Here is a 22,261-nt window from a genome sequence, read left to right as displayed (position 1 = left end):
TCATCCATAGGCACCTTCGTTTTCCAAATTCAATTTCCATCAATCGCTACAAGCATTACTTGGTAGGGCTCCAACTCCAACTCAGCGAAATCGATACTCTTCCGATTCCACACATCGAAGCCATGATCGTATTTCCCCCAAGTAGAATTATGCTCCCGCAACTCAAACCGCACTGCTTCGCCAGAAGTATTCATGAGCGATAGCCACTTTTCACGCCCTTTATTATAGAAACGGACCTCAACCTCCTCCATCACACGCCCCCCTTGATCGACAGCCCAAGGTCCTTGACAGAATCCATCAATGTTCAACTCTTCGCCGACAATAACCCTCCCCTTTCCAACTTCATGTGATCCAAGAACGCCAAGTGTTCTTAAAAAAGATGCTGACACCCCCTGAATCTCCATACCCCAAGGGTCTCTTAACTGGCGAGGGCCATCCACCCAAAATGTTCCGCCAGATTCCACCCAGTCCTCAAGATACCGCAAAGCGTCCGTATCGATGTATTCTCCAGCGGGGAAAGCAATAAGATCCAAACCACTCAAGTCATCCCTGGTTAGTTGTTGAGAGAATAAAAATCTAACCCCACTAGAATTCTGAGAGAGCTTATGATGATACTTACGGAGAGCATCAACATAACTTAGCCCTTGATGCGTATTTGAAGACAATGAGTACATTAGGCGTACCTTCCCTCCATCTAAATTTGCTAGCTTAGCCAAAGCATCAGCGTTTGAACGCAAACGGAGGGATGTTCGACCAATTGAGTCGATCGTTCTAGGCCACCGAGTAATAGACTGATCCATACCCAACACATTCGAGGACCAGGGAGCTCGGTTATAAACCCAAATCAATCCCACATTAATGCCATGAACAACCCCCTCGAACATACGCTGGCTTAGCATCGCTTGGTTGTTCGGATCTGCCTTATGCATAAAATGCCACTCAGTGTTGTAGATAGGCTTCTCCGGGTTCATGGACTTCATATAATCGAGCCAGAGCGATTCATGGGCATCAGTCCCCAATACAGTCTGAGCATATTCTGTATTGGAAAATTCATTTAGCTGCTTAAAGCCAAAGTGCTCATCATGCCCCATCAACTTAACCCACACCTCAGCATCTGGCATCTCCTCCAGTATCTCGCTCTTTAGACCTGCAAAGAAGGGAGTCACATGTTCATCGACAAAGATTTGCCAGTCGTACTCTGCGCCAACGTTAGTTTTTCTCAGGTCAAAAAAGGAAACCAGATCAATATCCTCAAAGCTTTCATAAGCCCCTCCCCACGTCATGTTCGCCTGATCAATATCCTCATATCTGTTGCGTGCCCACGGAGCAAAGGCTTCAGCAAACGAAACGGATTCTACCTCCACCGTGTAGCCTGGCTCATTAGCAGTCCCTAACGAGGCAAGATTTGGCCGATTGCGCAAATAAGGAAACATCGCGTCATACCAATCGATAAAAATCTGATCAGATTTCTCAGACAAAACATCCCACGGAAACATCCCACTGCCTTCAAATTCCGTAACTGCCCCTTCATATTGTGGCATCATGGGATTTGGAGGATAATGCGAAGATAATAAAACGTGCACCGCCAAGCCATATTGGTCGCCGAGGTTGAATATCTGGTCAAAAAATGCCCGCCCTTCCCCATCGTCCGGCAGCCAGTCCCTAATTCTGGTCTCACGGGTTATGGCATTAAACCCCAGCAATGGAAGCTTATCTATTTCCTCATCAAGGCGAGTCAGTGGACCAATTTGCAAAATCACGCGATCCTCCTGCAACACCCGACCGTCCTTCTGATCGATAGGCACGCCTGGCTTGTAGTCCACCACTGATTCCTCGACCACTATTCCCGCCGAGCGCTCCCTCAACTCTAGATCGGCTCGATCAAGCATTTCAGAGATATGCCCTAGCATCTCCGATGCAATTACTAGCTCCTTCTGTCCATGATAATCTTGATGAACGTATCCATCCTCCCTCAGAAACTGATGGGCGACCGTCAAGGTGACCACTGGCTCAGCAACCACGATTCCCTTTTCCTCAAGATCCGCAGCAAACTGCATGAGTGTGTTCGTGCGATTGAGCAACCTAGTGCGTTTTTCAAATACCATTTCATCGTCAAACGCAATAATCTCAAAACCATCCTTAACACCTGCCACCTTATCGCCAGAGACTGAATCATAGACACTGACGGTATATAGCTGCTCACCGGCTCCCAATGACCTTTGCGGCTCCTCAATCTCGACCCTAACCTCAGCCATCGGAGCACGCAGCGGGACAACCTTTGTCCATTCCGACTCTTTACCGGTCTGCAAATTTTTACCAATAATAACAAACTTAGCCGCAAAGTCTTCACTAAGAGCAAACTCCATATACAGCTTGAGATCGTCTCGATCCTTAACCTCTACTTCAGAATCCAATTGCAGGTAGGCGGCTGTTAGCGGAGATGAGCAAATTAGCTTTTCGCTCGGTATCCTCAAGACTAGCCGCGGCTGCGGCTCCAATCGGATATTATCAATCATAAAGCGAATATTTCGATTCTGTGGCACACCTTCCTTTTTGGCATTAAAGGTGAGACGGAACATATCCACATTCAGACGACTAGGCTTGACCGGCACCCGTATCGTATTCCACTTACCAACTTCTGTTTCGCCAAGCCGCGACCAGACAGCGGCAATTGTCCCGAACCCATGAATACTCCCTAGCTGAACCATAATCGGCAGGTCATCAAGAGAATCGACCGGGTAAATATCGAACACCAACTCATCCACGCCTTGAACATTGAGCTCAGGATTGAAATTGTATTGCCAAGCGAGCCAACCAGGAGCCTTCGGATTCGCATTATTCACTCTCACATTACACATCAATGCCTGCCCCCCGACAGCGCCCGAAGCCTCAACTGAACGTATACCACCTGACTGGCCATTAATAGCACCAATGAATTTCCATCCGCGGTCGGAGCTCGCATTCCAGAAATCCTCCGGATACACTTGCTCCCCATCAATATGCTTTAAGTATACGGCCTTTCGAGACTCGACCAAAACCCCATCCCCCTCAGAAATTTCGCTATCCGCCAAAAAATCAAACTGCGCCTTGAATGGCACGGCTCCTGCCCCAGATCGATTCCACTGCGAAGAATCGCCGACAAACTTAGCCCGCCCTCCAGTGGCGGTAAAACGCACTCGATAGTACACTTTTGATGAATGTGCAGGTAACTCCGCTAACACATTTCGCCCCCTTTCATCCTGCGACCCACCGACTCTCGAGCTGACTTTGCTAATTGGGTAGAACTCAACACCATCCACACTCCACTCAGATATAATTTCCACCAGAAGCGATGGATCTTTCTTTTGCGAATATGCAGTCAGACGATCCTGCCAAAGAACAGATTTCGGCATTACTGACAATTCACCAAAATCAAAACAGTAAAGTATCTCAGCCGTAGAGCATCCCACATCGGCAGATGCAAATGTAATTCCATCTTTGGATTTAACAGAGACATTGGTAAGTTGAGCTGGCGCACCTTCGGAAAGCTTCATCTTCTCCATTTCCATAGCATTAGCCACGTAGACATACACCGGCTTCCCAGCCACCAGGCGCATGTCATTTAAACCAACCGCTACAGCGATGCAATTCGAGGAGACCACCAAGGCGGCAAAACAAACCAGAGAAGCAAGAAAACAACTTTTCATTCAGAACAGAAATCCGGGGTTAAATTAATAACGTTTACACAATCAAAAAATCAAGCTCCTCTTACGGCGTCAAGATTATGTTCGCAAAAAAATCAGCCAAATCCCTAAAACACAAAAATGATAAGAATCACCACCACCTGAAACGATCTAAAATTCCACATAAATCAGAGGTAAAGACGCATCAAAAGTAGGTATTGGAAGGACATTTCCCCAATAGCACCCAAACTAATTGCGTCACATCCATTTACCTATTTAAGCATCTCGCAATCCCCAAGCTCTTAGCGAAACGCCAGAAAACTCAAACAATACACAGCTCCAGACTTGACAGAGAAGGCACTTCTCTCTTTTAATAACGTTCTTAACAAAAACCAAATACCTATGACCACACCACACTACCTCAGCAAAAATTCAGCAAATACACAGCCCATCACACGGCTCCTAAAGACCAGCTTGGCCTGTAGCATCCTAATCGGAGCAGGCGCATCCACAGCCAGTGCCAGCGTCTTAATTACCAATGACTTTGAAGCACTGGGAGATGGAGTACAGCTGAATGGCACCACCACCACCAGCGGCAATGCCACATGGACCGCGCACACCGCCGTGGTAGGCACCGAGTTTGGCACCGCCGAAGATCCAAACATCGGTGGAGCGCTAGCCGTAATCAACTTCGATAGCAACGTCACTCCAGCCCTGGATCCCGCAGTCAGCACTTATAGCAACGTAAGCCTAAGCATGGACTTGCAGGTCGCTGGTAGCGGCACCCAAGGCATTCAGATGGCCTTAGGCGATAACACTCTCCAAAACTCCTTTTTTGGCGGTGGCGGGAACGGTGCAAAAGTCTACGTTTACCTGTACGGCGATGGTAGCTTTAATCTATTTTCGCGCTTCAGCTCAACAGCAAGCATCGTTGCCAGCGGAACCCCCGGAAGCAGCGGCTACAGCTTCAACTCCGGCAGCACGGGCTTCAATACCGTCCAACTCGCACTTAACACAGATAACGACACGGCCGACTTGTCAATCAATGGAACAGTTGTAGCATCAGGCGTATCTGTCACTGACTTCACACTAGCTGCCGCTGGTGTTCGCTTCAATGCGGGGGCAAATTCACAGCAGATCGACAACTTCACATTCGCCGCCATCCCAGAGCCATCCGCCCTGGCTGCCATGCTCGGATCAGTCGCAGGCCTCGCGGTCTGGCTTCGCAGAAAAAATAAAATCGCGTAAAAAATCACCTTCGCTCAATGGTGGTGGCAGCAGCCACCGCCATTGGCAATCCACCACTCACCACGCACACCAGTCAGAAATGCACTGCAACAAATACACAGACTCAGCAGAGAATAAATCTGCTTCGAAAAATTGACTGGCGCTTTAGTGCTTGACTGCGGCATCGATAATGAGCGCTAAATGCAAGGCAACTTGCAAATGGCAGAAACTAAGTTAAAGGACATTGCTGAAGCTGCGGGCGTATCTGTTGGTACGGTTTCGCGCGCCCTAAACGGAAAGACCAAAGGCCGCTGGGCCAGTTCCGCAGTGCAAGTGGAGCGCATTCTTGAACTGGCCAAGGAAATGAATTACCAGCCAAACAAGGCGGCGCAGGTCATGAGAACTCGCATGACACATCAAATCGGAGTCATCGGCGCAGAAATTCACAATCCATATACGAGTCGAAATATCGAAATCGTCAATAATGAGCTAGCACATCGAGGCTACGGCTTACTCTTAAAAATAATTAAAGGCGACAAGAAGGAAGTCATCAGTCAACTAAAAGACTTCACGTCCAACATGATCGACGGGGTCATGAATCACCACCCCCTCATCGATGGCGATGAACTTCAAACGGCGGTCGAGCGAATACCATCAGTCACCTTTGATCGATCTGCTGAACACTCCCCTGCAATCGTCAACATGGAGGGCGGCGTCCTGATAGCGCTCCAACACCTATGGAATTTAGGCCATCGAAAAATAGCCATAGTAACCGGAGGCGATGAAGTCGGAGGCCGGCGGCGGAGAATATCTGCGTATGAAACGTTCTACAGCTCACAAAGCCAACTCGCTCCGGAGAATTGGAGAATTACCACTGGCTGGACCTACGAAGCTGGCGAGAAAGCCGTAAAAGACTTTGTCGACTCTGGCTGCACCGCCTGCTTAGCCGGCAACGACCTCCTGGCCGTAGCCATTTGCTCCGGTCTTCGCGAGTTGGGCCTAGAGGCACCGCGCGACTACTCGATAGTCTCAATCGACGACACCATCTTGGCTAAAATCAACCGCCCCCAACTAACATCGATCCAGCCACCGATACAAGAACTCGTCACACTATCGATTGATTGGCTTATATGCAAAATTGAAAAAAGGAAGCCACAAAGCTTCCAATTGCTCATGCCCAAATTGGTTGTCCGACAAAGCTCAGGACCCGCACCATCGCGATAAGACTAACTTTTCGCAGTACGCAAACCAAGCCCCAATCCCCGGGAACAGAAATCATTGCGAACTGGGCATCCCCTAAGCCCTTTCAACCGTGCGCTTCATAGCAACGCAAAGCCGCCGACACCGAATCCACACTCGGCCATGCTCAATAAATTTGGCGCAGCGCTAAGCGATTGAGCAAACCAATCTTTATTCTTGCACAGTAAGCTACTTCGCTCCTATTTTAATAACGTTTTCATTTAATACACATTTTATAGTAGCAGAGAAATCGACTTAACCATGAAACAAACGACCCTCAGCGCTCCTCCCGTCAGTAATGAAAAGCATGACGGCCCAGCCTCTCATAGCCAATCAGCCCAAACACTCGCCCTTCCGGGCAACCTAACTCGCCCAATTAAAGTTACGATGTTAGGAGCGGGGAGTTTCTTTACCGCTCGCCTCGTCAATGACGTGCTCCAAATCCCTGGATCCGTGGGAGGAGAAATTGCAATAGTCGATATCGATCCCACTCGACTAGAACCAGTTAAGAAAATCATCAATCTCCTGCTCAAGGCCCTCGGAATTACGGGATGGAAGGTATCTGCATCAACAAACAGGGAAGATGTTCTCGCAGGCAGTGACTACATCATCAGTTGCATCGAAGTCGCGGGGCTAGCCTGCGTGCGCCATGATTATGATATACCGCTTAAGTATGGCATCGATCAATGCATTGGTGACACCATAGGCCCCGGAGGCCTATTTAAGGGACTCAGAACTATTCCGGTTTGGCTAGAGGTCTTAAAGGACGCAGAACGACTATGCCCAAATGCAATCGTTTTAAATTACACCAATCCAATGAGCATGATGTGTCTGGCGTCTGGTCGCAGCTCCAATATGCAAGTTGTCGGTTTATGTCACTCCGTCCAGGGAACCAGCGAACTATTAGCCAAACGCGTTAACATCCCACTGAGAGACATTGCATGGTCATGTGCGGGCATTAATCATTTAGCATGGTTCACGAAATTTGAACATAGGGGCGAGGACTTATATCCACTCCTGAAGGATAAGGCACGACAAGACCTCGCAGGCAAACCGACCGACCCCAAAGATGCGGAAGACCTAGTCCGGAAAGACATGATGCTCCACTTTGGTGCTTTCATTACTGAATCAAGCGGGCATCTATCAGAATACCTTCCCTATTATCGAAAACGCACTGGGATACAGAAAGAATACTGCCGCGAAGGATATGGCGGCGAATCTGGATTCTATGCGGACAACTGGCCTAATTGGCGCAAACGAGTTGATCGCGAACACTCCGAAATGATTGCCGGTGAGCGCGACGTAATCCGAGAACGCACTTGGGAGTATGCGAGTTGGATCATCGAAGCCAAAGAGAAAAATGCCCCTTTCCGCATACATGGCAATGTAATGAACAGTATCGATGGCATGGGGCGACTGATAACCAACCTGCCTGCAGACGGATGCGTGGAAGTCGCCTGCCTAGTGGACGGGAACGGAGTTCAACCAGTTCGCTATGGCTCTTTGCCAGCACAAATGGCTGCCCTATGCGCATCAAACATGAGAATGTTCGACCTCGCCGCCACTGCGGCCATGGAAAGAAGCAAAGAAGCCGCAATTCATGCTTTATTACTTGACCCACTTTGCTCTGCGGTATGCAGCCCAAAAGAAATACAAAGTATGGCGCTAGAAATGTTTGATGCGCAAGAGGAATACCTACCGGGCTATCGCTAAGCAACCAACGCACTCACCGAGAAATTACGAGGCCATCCCTCATTAAACCTATCTATCCATGCATTTCTGGGATTGGACATTAATTGCAATTGCCTTGTGCATAGTATTCGGAATTGGTCTGTACACACAGCGCTACATGCGAAGCGTTGCCGACTTCATGTCAGGCGGTCGTGTTGCTGGTCGCTATCTCTTGGCAGTATCACGAGGAGAAATGAATGCAGGGGCCGTTGTGTTTGCTGCATTATTCGAGATCTTTTCGCGCGCAGGATTCACCATGGTGTGGTGGAGCTGGATAAATATCCCAGTCGGCCTCATGGTTGCGATTACCGGCTTTGTCGTATATCGCTACCGCGAAACTCGGGCTATGACTTTGGCCCAATTTTTTGAGATTCGCTACAGTAAGCGATTCCGCGTTTTTACTGGTGTGCTCGGATTCTTCGCGGGAATCGTTAACTTCGGGATTATACCGGTGATCGGCGCGAGATTCATCGCGACCTTTATTGGCCTTCCGCCAGTTGTGAGTTTTATGGGAGTAGAAGTTGGTTCTCACCTACTCGCTATGGCCATACTGCTTTCCATCACTTTGACACTTACGCTAGCAGGTGGGCAAATCACCGTAATGGTCACCGACTGCCTAGAAGGCATGATATCACAAATACTCTACTTGGTGATCATTGTGTGCCTGCTTCTGATGTTCGATTGGTCTCAGATCATTGAAGCAATGAGCAACCAACCTCCCGGAAAATCACTAATCAATCCCTTCGATTCCCTTGCCTTAAAAGACTTTAACTTATGGTATGTTTTAATGGCGGCATGTGTTAGCGTCTATGGAACGATGGCGTGGCAAAATCAAAGCGCCTATAACTCATCAGGCCTGACACCACATGAGAACAGGATGGGCAACATTCTGGGCCGTTGGCGAGACTCAGGGAAGCAAGCGGTTATTATTCTATTAGTTATCTGTGCCTTAACGTATCTGTTTCACCCCGCATACGCACCCCAAGCCTCAGCAGTCTATCAGGATTTAGAGCAGATACCCAACGAACACGCACGAGCGCAAATGACAATTCCAATGGCGGTTTCACATATGCTGCCGATAGGAGTCAAGGGCGCGTTTTGCGCTATCTTGATCATGGGTATATTTGGTGGCGACTCTACACATTTGCACTCCTGGGGAAGCATGTTTGTACAGGACGTATTAGTGCCATTGAGAAAGAAACCCTTTGGAAAGAAACAGCACATTCGTGCCTTGCGAATATCAATAACGGGCGTAGCATGTTTCGCTTTTATTTTTGGTGCCCTGTTCCCACAAACAGATTTCATCTCAATGTGGTGGTCCATAACCATGGCAATTTATGTTGGCGGCGCGGGTGCCGTGATAATAGGAGGCCTCTACTGGAAGAAAGGAACGACAGAAGGCGCATGGGCAGCATTAATCTCTGGCTCTTGTCTATCAGTTGGCGGCATTATCGCCCGCCTCTTATTTCGTGAAGAATTCCCTTTAAACGGCATGCAGGTTTCGTTCTTTGCCAGCATCTCGGCGATGATTACCTATGTTGTGGTATCAATCATCACTTGCAAAGAAAAATTCGACATGGACCGAATGCTCCACCGCGGCAAGTATCAACGCTGGCCCGCAACTGGGCGAGGCGAATCTGAAAACCGACAGAACAGCTACGGAGCACTGGCTAAAATACTCAATTTCAATGAGCATTTCACAAAATCCGACAAATTTATCACGATCGGCTTGTTCTCGTGGAGCATGCTATGGTTTAGCACATTCATCATTGGATCAATTTGGAATATCATCAACCCATGGCCCATGGAATGGTGGCAGCAATTTTGGCGAATTGCTGCAGTGGCCATACCCGTCTTCGTTTCCCTCGTCACCGCAATCTGGTTCACCTGGGGTGGAACAAGAGACATCCTGCGTCTATTCGATCGACTTAAAGGTGAAACAATCAATGAACTTGATGATGGAACGGTAATTGGTAATCGAAACCTGGATGAAATAAATGATCCTACGCACACCAGCCAAGGATAAATCCGAGAGAAAAAATTTACCTACAGGCCAACCATAGCCAAGAGCATGCCAACTGCCTACCGGACCAAAATTAAATTTGCCATGAACAGCTTCTCGACTACCAACCCTCCATTTTTTCAGGAGCTAACCTCGCCTACATCAAACTGAACGACCAAACACCTAGCCCTCCTCGTGGTGCTGTCCCGGTTAACCAATCATGCCCGCCGCATCTTTCAACTCTAAGGCTCTCGGTTCAAATTCGGTAATGGCGCGACCATCCACGGTATGTCCATCTGAGAGGGCGTCTAAAAAGTCTGATCGAGTCGGCGAGATGTATTCGAGAGGCAAATTTTCGGCTTCTGAATCGAGGCGAAACCAGTTTCGTCGAGATGAAGAAATGATATTTTGACCTCGAAGACGCACTCCGGCGAAGACCACTTGAGTTTTTAGACGCCCTCTAAGATGAAACCACCCTTTCCTTTCAGTCAACAGCAGACACAGATGATAAGAACCAACTTCCCCGTTTAGGGGATATTCGGCAATTCGAGACAAAACGACTCAAAATTGATTTTATGAAATAGATCACGTCAGGCGAACCTGCTGGGACAAAGTTTGTACGAAAATGTTATGAAATACATCCCCGCAGGCCGACCAATATCCATGCGGGATTGCGATTGACGAGTGATAAAACCAGTATCACTTTGGTATAAATAAACCTACAGGCCAACCATAGCCAAGAACATGCCAACTGCTTGCTGGACCAAAGTAAAATGCGCCATGAACAGCTTCGCAAACAATACTTTTCCTTCCATTCGAACCAATTGAAGCCGCTACCGAAGGACCGCAATCATGGCATTCATGCGGTCGGATGAATTTTTAGGTAGTAAGGGGACCAACCACATTTGAAAGCGAGATAACAAATGCCCAACCGTAATCCTTCGGAGGCAATCGATATTCTTCCAAGGTATCTGGTCCGCAGCTGGCAGTGCCGAGTCCCCGCTGATGATAATCAAGCGAGACCCATGTTTCAGGCCGCGCGTTAAGGTCGCAGGTGTGCTTTGCATTGAACCAGTCGGCATCAGCAAAATGAGTCGCTTTACAATCCATTGGCGAAGCGATTGCATCTATGCGCAACTTGCGGCCAATCGATTCGTTGATAAATTCGCACCAGCGCACACCGGTTCGATTTCCGCATTCCTGAGGCATGATGTAGGGCACATACACATCCTCGACTGCTGTCGAAAATACATCCAACCAGTTTCCATGCATACGATCTGGATAACTCTCATGCGGACCAAATCCGAAGTATTTGAATTGTTCAAACCCATCCCCCAGAGCAAACTGAACGCCCACACGAGGCAAGTCAGGCAAATCTTGATGACAGATAAGGTGGTTCTGCACCAACAATCCTTGCGGGATAATTTGAAAGCACTGTGTAAAACGCCCAGCATTCGCATGAACTGGAGTGCGAATTTCCCATTCGGCCGAGTAAGCATCAGCCGAAGATTCGCACCGCAGCAACCGCAATTTCGTCTCGGGCAAACCTGCCTTCAACCAGCGACCGAGAGGCTTCTGATCCTGCCCTGTCCAAAGCTTCACACCATCGTTATCTGTTGGCGCGCGCCACCAGGTAAAACTTAGCGGAGCCGCCAACCAATTATCATCGCTATCGCCCTTTCCTAAGGAAATCAGCTCGCCGCTTTCCGTGGAAAACAACGCGCTGATTTCACCACTGCTCAGGCAAACGGTATTACCAGCATCGATTCCCGGCGATACTTCCACCGGCGCACGGTCATTAATTTCAAAAGATTGCAGTTGCTGAAGATTCTTTTCCCTCAGCGTGAAATGTTCCCAACCGACTTCATGGTCCTTGGATAGCAGTCCCTCCGATTCACAAAGTCGGAAAGAAATGTGCAAGGTCAGCAAATCACCATCAAAGGCACGAGCAACAGTCTGCGCTCCCTCCAATGCATATGACTTTGCCTCGCCAGGCGCAATGCCATCCAACCCCCACTTACCAGAGGCTATCACTTCTCCATCCGCATTTAATGTCCAATGCGCCTTAAGGTGATCAAGACTTTGAAAATCCATTTTAGACCGCACCTCGATCTTCATTGCTTCAGAATCAATGAGAGAGGCCGCCAGTGGCTGGGCGAGCTTCTTGAATTCAAACAATGCAGGATGTGGACTTCTATCCGGCCAAACAAGACCGTCGGCACAGAAGTTTGCATCGTTCGGCACATCGCCAAAATCGCCGCCATAGGCCCAGTATTCGTTGCCATCCTTGTCAGTCTGCCGGATGCCATGGTCCAGCCATTCCCAGATGTATCCCCCCTGAAGGCAGTGATACTTTTCGAAGGCGTCGAAGTATTCTTTCAGGCATCCGTTACTGTTGCCCATCGCATGGGAATACTCGCACAGAATTACCGGACGTGGATCTCCAGGCGCTTCCCCCCAATCAATGAGATCCTGCACCGATGCATACATTGGGCAAATGACATCGGTCTCAAGGTGTCCGCGATTCCAGTCGGACCAACTTTGTCCTCGTGAAATAGCGCCTTCGTAGTGCATTGGGCGGCTCGGATCATAGTGGCGAATCCAGCCCGCCATTGCGCTGTGATTTGAGCCATATCCCGACTCATTGCCGAGTGACCACTGAATGATGCTGGGGTGATTTTTATCCCGGATGACCATGCGCATCCCGCGCTCAAGAAAAGCAGTCGCGTAACGCTTGTCGTGGCAAATTTGATTATGGAAATCGTGCGTCTCGATGTTCGCTTCGCCAATGACATAGAAGCCATACTCATCACACAGATCATAGAACTTTGGATCATTGGGATAGTGCGCGGTGCGGATGGCATTCACATTGAATGCTTTCATGACCTCCAGATCCTTGCGCATCAATTCTTCGCTTATGACCTTGCCAGTCGTATCGGAATGATCGTGACGATTAACTCCCTTAAACAGTATCGGTCTGCCGTTTACCAACAGTTGACCTTCGGTGACTTCAACGCGTCGGAAACCAATCCAAAATGCGCACGATTCGATTGTTTCACCGTCGGGCGATATTAGTGAAAGCAGGAGGCGATAACGCTTTGGCTGCTCAGCAGACCAGGCTTCAATATCCGCAATGCGAGACTCTGTGCGCACGCCGACGCGTGGCCAAGGCACTAGGTGCTTTCTTTCGGTTACTACCGGCTCGAGTGCTGCCTCCGTAATGGGTGAAAGCTTATCATCCACGAGACTCCATTTCACCTGCCATCCTGGCTCCGGCATTGCGCCCATTTCCACGCGTACATCCAGCTTCAGCAGACCTTCACCGCTGCAAGGGTCGTAATCAGCGAGGATAAAAACATCCTCCACATACACCTTATCCGTGCTGTATAAAAAGACATCCCGGTGAAGTCCACCCAGCCTCCACTGATCTTGATCTTCAACGAATGAGGCATCGCTGTATTGAGTAATAATCGCGACCAACTGATTGTCTCCGCCGAAATCAACTGAATCAGTGACGTCAAATTCAGCAGGCAGGCGCGAGTCTTTATTCAGTCCTACAAACTTACCATTTATGTAGACCTGCAGCACCCCGTCGACACCGCCAAAATGCAATACCACACGCCGCTCCTGCCAACTCGGATCAACCGAGAATGTCCGTGAATAGACACCCGTAGGGTTATGTTTCGGTGAGAATGGCGGCTCCTCACGAAAGGGCATTTTTACATTCGTGTAATGCGGAATGCCATGCCCGTGAAACTGCCAATTACTCGGCACTGGAATATCCGTCCAACCGCTAGCATCGGCATGAGGTTGCTCTATGCCAATTGGCAAATCTTCGGGTGATTGCCGGTATAGGAAACGCCAATTTCCATTGAGCGAGCGCCACCAGGACGATAGTTCACGCTGCCCACTCAGCGCTGACGCTTCGTCAGGGAATGAGTATTGGGTGGCCCGCATGGGGACACGCCGAATTCCACAAAGATCTGGCTGCTCAAAGGATTTACCCAGCAGAGTATCGAGTTTTGTTAATGGCATAGTTACGCAAAACTAGCGTTTGAGGATAAAAAAATTTCTTTCAGCCTGAACAAGATAAGACCATACAATGACAAATATCTTCAGTTCAAAAATTGCCCCAACAAGAGAGGCCTAAGATTCAATTACTCAGGCTCTGCTGGCGGCCGGTCATAAATACTGAAGAACTCGACGCTGGTATCTTTAGAACCCGGCGTGGGTCTCCAGTCACGCAGTAGAATTAAAAGGCGAATACCGGGTCTTATGGCTAGCGGATTGCTATATACGACTTTCCATTCGTCATCGTTCAGGGCCGCTATCCGAACAATGAAATTCATGCGCTGCGCACTCACCTCAACTTGCTTGGTATCCAGGCTATCAAGCAGGTATTTATCGTTGTCCAACTGGAAGGCTAAGTTATATTTCGAGAGATTTACGGTAGTAACGCTCAGCGCAGGACGGCTGCTGCCTGAGTCTACAATAATGTATCCATAGAAATGATCCGGTTGAGTATTCTTTCGGATGAGAACCGCAATAAGCTCCGACTCATCTTTGGGCAGCTTTTCCTGCCACATCAACTTTCGCGTGGGAGCGCCATCAACACCAATAACATCCTGGTATAACTTGAGCGCAGAGTCCTGTGCAGGATAGTCGTAGTTCTGCGATAGCGAACCGGTGAATGAAGAGATAAAGACCTTCTCCCCATTCGCCATATAATAGACGTCATCTATGTCATCTTCGAGACTTACGAACCTCAGGCTAACGGCATTGCCGAGGCTGGGAAGCAAAAGAAGGATACAGACTATACTTAAAATTCTAGGCATAATATCTAGATCTCATCATCAGATAACCAGCGAAACGAAGTGACCACAAATCGCCGACCGAATGTCTCATTCTCACTTCCAGGCAAAGGAGTCTGCCACGAGGCTAGTGTGTCATCACAATAATCGGGCACGCGTTGGACGACCGCTTCGCACCAAGTTTCGGCATCTAGCTCTCCGGTAAACTCATTTATCACATTTCCGTAAGCGCGAATTAGGAAGGTATCTGAGCGAACAGTGAGCAAAGGACCGAGTGTGGTGAGCAAATCCGCCTGAGAGAGATAACCGGGTGAAAAGGCCGCCTGAGATGCAAAGGGCTTGTCAACAATATCATTGGGATTCTCATCACTACCAAGCCAATGCGCGGTGATGACAAAGGGAGTCTTGTAATACTCATTGATGTTAATCTGGTTCGCAGTGCTGACTAAATCGACATGGATATTGATACGTTCCTCAGTTGGTATACTTGCGTCAGAATCGACCCTGTCGATGGCTGCTTGCAACGTCCCCTTTAATCCGGTGCTATCATCGACGAGACGCCGATTAATAAAATCCGCCATCGACCTGAATGGTCCGCGCAGCCGCACTTCTGCCACGATTGCTTCCGCAAGGTGGTTTATCTGTGCATCAGTAAGGGTTCGATTTCCCTCCCAAGTCGAATCACTATCAAGGACCGTATCGACATCGGGATAATGCGGAAAAGAATGCTTACGCTCTTCGTCATCAGACGAGGCAGCAATGTCTATACGGCTATGAAGCAAGGCTCTCCATGCGTCAACCGAGGTCGAATTAATATTAAAAACACCGTCAATATAGAGCATAGAAGCCGCTTTATCGTAATCGGTAGCGCGTAGCCTATTTGCATCAATTGTTATGCCGTTGTCGGTGGTGATCTTATAACGCGAATTCGGCAACTGATACTCGGGGGATTCTAACTGCACATTGTTGATGCTGGATGGAATCGTGGAAAAGAAATAGGTATCCCAGAGCTCAGTGTTTAATTCATGTGATAGATCATGGATCGTTTCCAAAGAATCAAAGGGAGCGTATTCCACCTGCATGTTGGACTTGATGTCTGTAAGCAGTACCGAGGTTTCATCCCGAGGAATGTAAGGACTGGCAACCGAATTACCCACGGCGTAAACCGGATTATAGTTACTGAGAGACAAGTTTGCATGCTGTAGCTGCGCCAATGAAAACAGCGGCGTATCCTCCGGCCGAAATGAAAATACAATGAAGTCATTGGTTTCCATTGGCGTCGGCGCATCAATGCTGGTTCCTGCTGAGGCCCGGTTGCCGTTTCCAAAGTTGGGCTGCTGGCTACTGGTGAAACCGTAATCGAAAAAGTACTCAATTCCTATGTCCGGTGAAAGGTGAACGACATCGGTCGCCAGCGCATTATGATATGCCATCGACCTTGGCTCACGGCCGTACAAACCAAACTCGGTTTGGCTAAATACTTTGGAGACACGAAAGAAGATCTGTGGCGAAAAAACTAAGCCGCTATCGGGAATCTTAAAATTCTTAACGGGGCCATACCAGATGTTGTTGCCGTCATGGCCATGCGACTGAACCTGATGGTAGACAATATCGGTATCTGCGGAGTCTCTGAGGGAAATGCCAAGCGTGCCACTGTTCTTCGTCAACTTGTAGGAATCATTCAAGTCGGCACTGCTCAATGATGGACCTTGAATAATGACTGAACTTGAAAGTCCGGGAACCGCATTTGCCGATAGAACATTCTGCCCCTCAACGTATGGCTCAGTTGGCACTAGTGCGTCCAAAGTATAAACAAGGCTTTGGCCCGGGGGGATGACTGGGCTCTGCAAATCAAAACGAAATCCTTTGAAACCACCGCTGAGTGCATCTCCACCACCGACGACTTCAGGAACCGTAAGGAAAGCCTTAGCCATCGTCGTGTTGTCAGTTTTCTTCAGAAATATGTGAGAGCGATTGCCCGTAGGCACATCCGAAAAATCAAACCACATCTCGTAGTCGTGAGCAGCGATGGGCACGTTGTAAGGGTTCCATAGAACAACGATGGGGAAAAAGTGAAAATTAACCGGCGAGTCCCCCCCGGAGTGAGACACCGCTACGCCAAACTGTGCATATGTCATGACTGGGTGTAAGCCAGCATTCTCAGCTGCAGCGTCCGAATCTGCCCGACTAGCCGCAATAGGTGCAAGCGGCGTGCCATCGTTGACTATAGAATGATAATCACGAATAGCGCCCCATCTCGGCATATAGTTATCGTTCGAAGCGATGTAGTCGCTATCCGATGGGCCTACGCCGGGGTTATCTAGCCAAACAGATAAATCCTTTTTAAGTCCACCGTTTGCAGCATCCGTGAGGAGCCCCCGAGAGTATATGGTTAAGTCATGCTCTCTTTCGCGTTGAGTGGCGATCAAGACATCACGGGATTGCTGTGACAACGCTGCCAGCGGAAAATCAGACATCGATTCCAGATTGGCCAAGCTCGATTTGAAGTCCGGCACACTGGCTGGATACGCATCGCCAACCTGAACTGCGCCACCATCTCTAACCCCTTCGATGCCGAACCGATTCGTAGAGAGGTAGCGGTACTGTTCAATCCCATCCTCATCTACCCCTATCAAATCCATCAATTCAATCGATGGCGATTCAAAGGGATCGGTGAGGGAAACGTTCGCCTTCAAGCTTTCATCAGCCACCCAATAGGCATAGTTGCCACTGCTGTTGCTGATCGGTTCGCTAATGACTTTCACACTAACGTCAGTTGTCGTCGTGGAGTCGGGATTAACCATCCACACCGTACTATTATTGGAATCCGGATTTGATAGTATTGTCGTTGGGTTGATTGGGACCGCGCCAACTTTGCCACTTACGAGCCAGGCCATTGGCGATGTTGGATCCAAAGTCAATGAAGTGCTATCCCATACGCCAACGAAGTATGGATTCGCCACGCTACCTTGCAGATCAGCACGAGCGGTAACTCTCTGATCGGGCCCTGCAAGCGCCTGAAGCTGCCCCAGCGCGACATGCAATCCGTAGAGAGCATTTTGCCGCGCCTTGGCCTGGCTCTTAGTCACCGTCGATGACTGCACTTCAATGTGAGTTAACGTCGTAAGTGATAGCGACAAAAGTACCAGTAGCGACATTAACGACAAGCTGATCAGCAGAGCAAATCCCTTGGATTTTTGCTTTAGCCTCGCTGGATTTCTGGGGTTCACCGTTGCTTTGGGGTTGGGGGTTGGGGGTTGGGGGGTATAAATACGCAAAAGACAGCTTTAAAGTAGGATCACACAAATGGCGAGAGAATCTGACTTAAGCTGAACTCAAAACTCATTCTGACATCTTCATTCTACTCATTTCTGGCATCAACACATCGTAAAATCGCTTGTAGCCATCACTGCTTAAGTGGGTCATATCTGGCTTAAAGTAACTCAAAATCAACGTGTCGTTTTCAGTGGTGAAGGGCGAGTAAAGGTCAAGCACGACGACGTTTTCCAACTGGTTTCCAAGCTCAGCAATTCTTCGGTTCAGTTCCGCCTTAGCTCCGGGTTGTAAGGGAGCCTTCGGGTTGTCCTTGGGTAGCCCTTGACAGAGAATTATGGGCAAATCGAGATTCTGCTTCCGCGCGATTTCAATGATCGACGAGATATTGCTGATAATATCCTTCGGTGAGGCATGAGCGCTTAAGTCATTGCCGCCAATGAGGATTACCACGCCCTTCGGATTGAGATCCATCACGTCTTCCTGAAACCGGAATAACAATCCTCGGCTGGTGTCACCACCGATGCCACGCAGCGCTATTTCATCCTTTTTGAAATACTGTTTAAAGTAAGGCTGCCAACCGGCAATTTGAGAATCACCAACGAGCACCACTTTCCCTTGATCGGCTTGTCGTTGAGTCCAGAAGTAGTCCCGATTGACCGGCATCCACTTGAAGACGCGTATGGGCCCCACGCCGGGCCAGGCACCGTTGTCATGCTTGTCGGGATAGGGCGTTGGACCGGTGGAACTGTGCGAATCAGCTGCCGTGGCGCTAAGCTCCTTAAGCTCAAAACCGCCAGGCCCGCTGGGATTGTTGGCGATGATCAGGATTTTGGTGACAGCGCTACTATCCAGGTTAAATCCGCGCTTGTTAAAGGTAACGCCAAAATTCACCGAAACCGTGCTGGTTTCATCCGGAGCCAGTGTAACAACTTCCGCATTGTATGGATGAGGCTTCATACTCCAATCACCGTCATTATCAACGCGTACTGTGAATGTGGTAGTCGTTTCACCCAGGTTGGTTAGCGTCGCTTCAACCGAGTCATACGCCGATAAGTCCAGTGGAGTCAGTGGCGTAAAATCGAGACCCGGGTGCTTGCTCGCCGGGTAATCGACCAGAATGTGCGACTCCCCGGAAACCTGCTTTATTTTGATTGTGGAGCCTTGCTCACCGCTAAACTCACTCTCAGTTAGGTTCTTTAAAAAATTGAGTGGGCTAGCCGCGTAAGTGGAGGCACACAACGCACAAGTGATCAGGAGCTGAAGGATAAGTCTGAGGGCGATTTTTCGCTGACGGTTTGGAAACATCTTTGGGAAAGGTTGGAATCCATGATGCGCGACATGTGGCGCAATGAAATCAGGGTTTGGGTTAAGGGTTTTAATGAATATAGCACTTTCTAATCTGATGTAAGACCCCGCCGTAGGGTGACAGTAAACCAACAACGCAAAAGCGGCTGGTGCAGACTCTGCTTTATCGAAAGTTTATTCGCGAAAGCTCCAAGCTAGTCCGGGAATAACTTGGACAGTGTGGGCGGAGGGCTATCCCGATACTCACTTCGAAGCAATGCCGTTAGCTCCTTCACAACGTCCGGAAAATGATCGCACACATTGTGCCTTTGGCCGATATCCGTCTCCAGGTCATAGAGTTGGGATACTGTTGAATTTCCAGTTTCGATAAACTTGTCTCTCATCACCGGCGGCCCGTCGTAAGGCGGAATGAATACCCACTTGCCATACCGGATGACCGTCTTCGACCAAATGCCTTCGGTGATTAAGAATTCGCGGCCAACAGGATCAACCCCAAGTAAGGCTTGGCTCATATCCTGACTGTCCACCCAATTCATTCCAAGCGCTTCAATGCCCGCCATTATCGCGAAACTTCGGATAAAGTCTACGTGGCTAATGAGTGCCGCCGATTCTCCTGGAGAAATCATACCGGGCGCATGCAGTATTGTGGGCACACGGCAACCACCCTCAAACATACTGTATTTGCCGCCACGAAGTGGACCTGTTGGCTTATGGCAGCCACACATTTCCATGCAGTGATCTTCATACCCATCCTTGAGCACCGGGCCGTTGTCACTGGAGAAAATAACAACGGTGTTTTCGTCAATACCTTCAGCCTTCAAATGCTCAAGAATTTGGCCCACGCACCAATCCAGCTCCACGATCACATCGCCCCTTGGCCCCCGGTTCGTGGCGCCCGCAAAACGCAGGCTTGGTATGCGCGGCACATGGGGCTGATGAAGCGCATAGTAGAGAAAGAACGGCTCTTCCTTATGTTTCGATATGAATGATTTCGATCGATCCAGGAACTCCTCAGCCATGGTCTCATCATCCCACTGAGCGCTGCCCCCTCCACGGCAAAAGCCAATTCGCGGCACGCCATTGACGATCGTATCCCAATGCTGCTCATCGCTGTGCTTCATCGTTAGCCGCTCAGGATGACTCCTGCCCGTTGGCACATCACTAAATGGATTCTCTTTTCCGTAGACAACCTCAATGGGATCGTCGGGATCAAGATTGGCGACCTGGTTGCCATCCACATAGACACAGGGCACACGGTCGTTCGTCGCGGCCATGATAAAAGACTCATCGAAGCCAACATCCAGCGGCGAAGGATTTATCTGCCCGTTCCAATCGATATCGCCATCGCCAAGACCGATATGCCACTTACCAATCACGCCTGTGGCGTAGCCCGCATCTTTTAGTAGGCCAGGTAGGGTTGCCTCACGCTCGCCAATGATCATCGGCGCATCACCAGCAAGAATCTGAGCGCGCGGATTTCGCCAGGGATACGAGCCGGTGAGCAGGCTATAGCGGGATGGCGTGCATGTAGCAGCAGTCGCATAACATTGGCTGAATTTTATCCCTTCCGCTGCCATGCTGTCTAAATTAGGCGTTGGTATACCTAGAGCCCCGTAGCAGGATAAATCTCCAAAACCAAGGTCATCTGCATAGATGATGATAAAATTTGGTTTTTTCATACTAGAATCACAATCATATCCAGCCAAAAGAACGATAATTCGCACCCTCTTTTGAGTAATGTCACTATAAAATAAATCACAGTTCGCTTTTGGGAAAATTTATGCTTTTCAGATACAGGTAACAATCAGCATTTTCTAGGAATCAATCCGTGCTGTGGTTAGATTAATGCAAACAGCGATCGAACTCAAATGGTTCCCGAACTACAATGAAAACCTTTACCATTCATGACTTTATATATTTCCCCTTCCAAAGATAACGTCAAGTCATTCAGGCAAAATGATTGAAAAAGGTAATCGTTTAATATAAAATGGCAATCCGTTTAGATTGAGCTAATGAAAGCTGTCACTAAGTTAGATATTGATAACCAGAGATACCTTGGTTAACTTCACAATACCTCAATTATGAAACAAAACAAAAATTACATCAAAAGTTCCCTCTTCTATTTGTCAGCGATGGGATTGCTAGCTTCTAGCGCACATGCGGCAACCATAGTAACCTATGAATTTGCTGGAGGAAGTCCCAGCCCAACCAATATTGCGACTGGCGTAGTGGCGCAGAGTTTCGCCTTTAGCGATGCGTCGTCAGGTGAGAGCGGTGCGACTGACATTGGTTTCTCGAGTTCCTCTCTTGGCGGTTACGTGCGAACGTTGGCGCTTGGGACTTCAGAAGCCGCTGCTCTAGCTGATGATGACTACTTTACATTTACCATCAGTGCTGAGAATCCAGGAGAACTACTCGATTTGGAGTCAATGACCTTTGATTATGGCGCAAGCAACTCATCGAGTTTTGACGCGACAATCAGCACCTATATTCAATCGGATGTAGGAGGATTCGGAACTGGCAATCCTGTAATCTACAGTGACAGCGTAGTTGTTCCACAAGGTACAACTGCTGGAGGGGCTTATGTTTCTACTGGCAACACCGTTGTTCTTTCAGGCCTGGCACCAGCGGAATCGTATACTTTTCAATTCCGCTTCGCAAGTTCGCTCCAAAACGGGAACATCATCGCACGATTCGGCGATGTCGCCGTTGATGGCGCGGTGATCCCAGAGCCAAATGCGATTGGTTTCGCGCTCTTGAGCATGGTCGGCCTGCTGGCTTACCGCGTAAGAGCTTCACGCAAGAAGTAAGCTACGTATTTTTCCCACGAGTCCTCCGGCCGCGAAAGCGAGTCCGGGGGATTTTTCTTGTGCTGATCCCCAGCTATCGGGAGAAGTAGGATTGGGGATGCAAGACCAACGTCAGCAGTGGCTAGAGCATTTGCACTTTAATTAGTCCGATACTTTGCATGTTTAAAATAAGCCCAGCAATCCTTACTGGTTAGTTTA

At 48.9% G+C, this 22,261-nt stretch carries 12 protein-coding genes; 5 read left to right on the top strand and 7 right to left on the bottom strand.

The annotated features are described in order from the left end of the window. Positions 1–29: 29 nt before the first annotated feature. On the bottom strand, positions 30–3,686 hold the full coding sequence (locus RBB62_RS18835) for a beta-galactosidase (protein WP_309400800.1): 3,657 nt from the start codon (positions 3,684–3,686) through the stop codon (positions 30–32). 378 nt (positions 3,687–4,064) lie between these two features. Here RBB62_RS18835 and RBB62_RS18830 point away from each other — a divergent pair, with 378 nt between their 5' ends. The 4 genes from RBB62_RS18830 (at position 4,065) to RBB62_RS18815 (ending at position 9,885) form a co-directional block, all read left to right on the top strand. Continuing rightward, positions 4,065–4,910, top strand: a complete 846-nt coding sequence (locus RBB62_RS18830) for a PEP-CTERM sorting domain-containing protein (protein ID WP_309400799.1) — start codon at positions 4,065–4,067, stop codon at positions 4,908–4,910. Between the two features lie 198 nt (positions 4,911–5,108). Next, complete coding sequence (locus tag RBB62_RS18825) at positions 5,109–6,113, top strand: LacI family DNA-binding transcriptional regulator (RefSeq protein ID WP_309400798.1); 1,005 nt, start codon at positions 5,109–5,111, stop codon at positions 6,111–6,113. Positions 6,114–6,389: 276 nt separating this feature from the next. Continuing rightward, positions 6,390–7,841 carry a family 4 glycosyl hydrolase gene (locus tag RBB62_RS18820; RefSeq protein WP_309400797.1) on the top strand — a complete coding sequence of 484 codons (1,452 nt, stop codon included), beginning with the start codon at positions 6,390–6,392 and terminating at the stop codon, positions 7,839–7,841. A gap of 58 nt (positions 7,842–7,899) precedes the next feature. Then, on the top strand, positions 7,900–9,885 hold the full coding sequence (locus RBB62_RS18815; RefSeq protein ID WP_309400796.1) for a sodium:solute symporter family protein: 1,986 nt from the start codon (positions 7,900–7,902) through the stop codon (positions 9,883–9,885). Between the two features lie 186 nt (positions 9,886–10,071). On the opposite strand, the gene RBB62_RS18810 is transcribed toward RBB62_RS18815, so the two are convergent. From RBB62_RS18810 to RBB62_RS18785, 6 genes are all read right to left on the bottom strand, one after another. Beyond that, positions 10,072–10,416 (bottom strand): hypothetical protein, encoded by a 345-nt coding sequence (locus RBB62_RS18810; protein ID WP_309400795.1) that lies wholly within the window; start codon positions 10,414–10,416, stop codon positions 10,072–10,074. A 324-nt stretch (positions 10,417–10,740) separates the two neighbouring features. Beyond that, a complete protein-coding gene (locus RBB62_RS18805) occupies positions 10,741–13,896 on the bottom strand; it encodes a glycoside hydrolase family 2 TIM barrel-domain containing protein (RefSeq protein ID WP_309400794.1) in 3,156 nt (1,051 codons plus the stop codon). Between the two features lie 122 nt (positions 13,897–14,018). Beyond that, on the bottom strand, positions 14,019–14,660 hold the full coding sequence (locus RBB62_RS18800; RefSeq protein ID WP_309400793.1) for a hypothetical protein: 642 nt from the start codon (positions 14,658–14,660) through the stop codon (positions 14,019–14,021). Positions 14,661–14,701: 41 nt separating this feature from the next. Continuing rightward, the gene (locus RBB62_RS18795) at positions 14,702–17,902 is read right to left on the bottom strand and encodes a helix-hairpin-helix domain-containing protein (protein WP_309400792.1); all 3,201 of its coding nucleotides are present in this window, start codon (positions 17,900–17,902) and stop codon (positions 14,702–14,704) included. Positions 17,903–18,014: 112 nt separating this feature from the next. After that, positions 18,015–19,385: a GDSL-type esterase/lipase family protein gene (locus tag RBB62_RS18790; RefSeq protein WP_309400791.1), complete on the bottom strand. Its 1,371-nt coding sequence runs from the start codon at positions 19,383–19,385 to the stop codon at positions 18,015–18,017. A gap of 62 nt (positions 19,386–19,447) precedes the next feature. Further along, entirely contained in the window at positions 19,448–20,932 is a 1,485-nt protein-coding gene (locus tag RBB62_RS18785; protein WP_309400790.1) for a sulfatase-like hydrolase/transferase, read from the bottom strand. Between the two features lie 402 nt (positions 20,933–21,334). Here RBB62_RS18785 and RBB62_RS18780 point away from each other — a divergent pair, with 402 nt between their 5' ends. After that, on the top strand, positions 21,335–22,063 hold the full coding sequence (locus RBB62_RS18780; protein WP_309400789.1) for a hypothetical protein: 729 nt from the start codon (positions 21,335–21,337) through the stop codon (positions 22,061–22,063). Positions 22,064–22,261: the final 198 nt, after the last annotated feature.

This window comes from Cerasicoccus maritimus, from assembly GCA_031296935.1.
Taxonomy (GTDB): Bacteria; Verrucomicrobiota; Verrucomicrobiia; order Opitutales; family Cerasicoccaceae; genus Cerasicoccus; species Cerasicoccus maritimus.
This window is presented reverse-complemented; position numbering and strand designations above follow the sequence as displayed.

Bases quoted from the DNA above. Each gene is read 5' to 3' on its own strand.
- RBB62_RS18835 (WP_309400800.1), bottom strand. From the start codon at position 3,686: ATGAAAAGTTGTTTTCTTGCTTCTCTGGTTTGTTTTGCCGCCTTGGTG.
- RBB62_RS18830 (WP_309400799.1), top strand. From the start codon at position 4,065: ATGACCACACCACACTACCTCAGCAAAAATTCAGCAAATACACAGCCC.
- RBB62_RS18825 (WP_309400798.1), top strand. From the start codon at position 5,109: ATGGCAGAAACTAAGTTAAAGGACATTGCTGAAGCTGCGGGCGTATCT.
- RBB62_RS18820 (WP_309400797.1), top strand. From the start codon at position 6,390: ATGAAACAAACGACCCTCAGCGCTCCTCCCGTCAGTAATGAAAAGCAT.
- RBB62_RS18815 (WP_309400796.1), top strand. From the start codon at position 7,900: ATGCATTTCTGGGATTGGACATTAATTGCAATTGCCTTGTGCATAGTA.
- RBB62_RS18805 (WP_309400794.1), bottom strand. From the start codon at position 13,896: ATGCCATTAACAAAACTCGATACTCTGCTGGGTAAATCCTTTGAGCAG.
- RBB62_RS18785 (WP_309400790.1), bottom strand. From the start codon at position 20,932: ATGAAAAAACCAAATTTTATCATCATCTATGCAGATGACCTTGGTTTT.
- RBB62_RS18780 (WP_309400789.1), top strand. From the start codon at position 21,335: ATGAAACAAAACAAAAATTACATCAAAAGTTCCCTCTTCTATTTGTCA.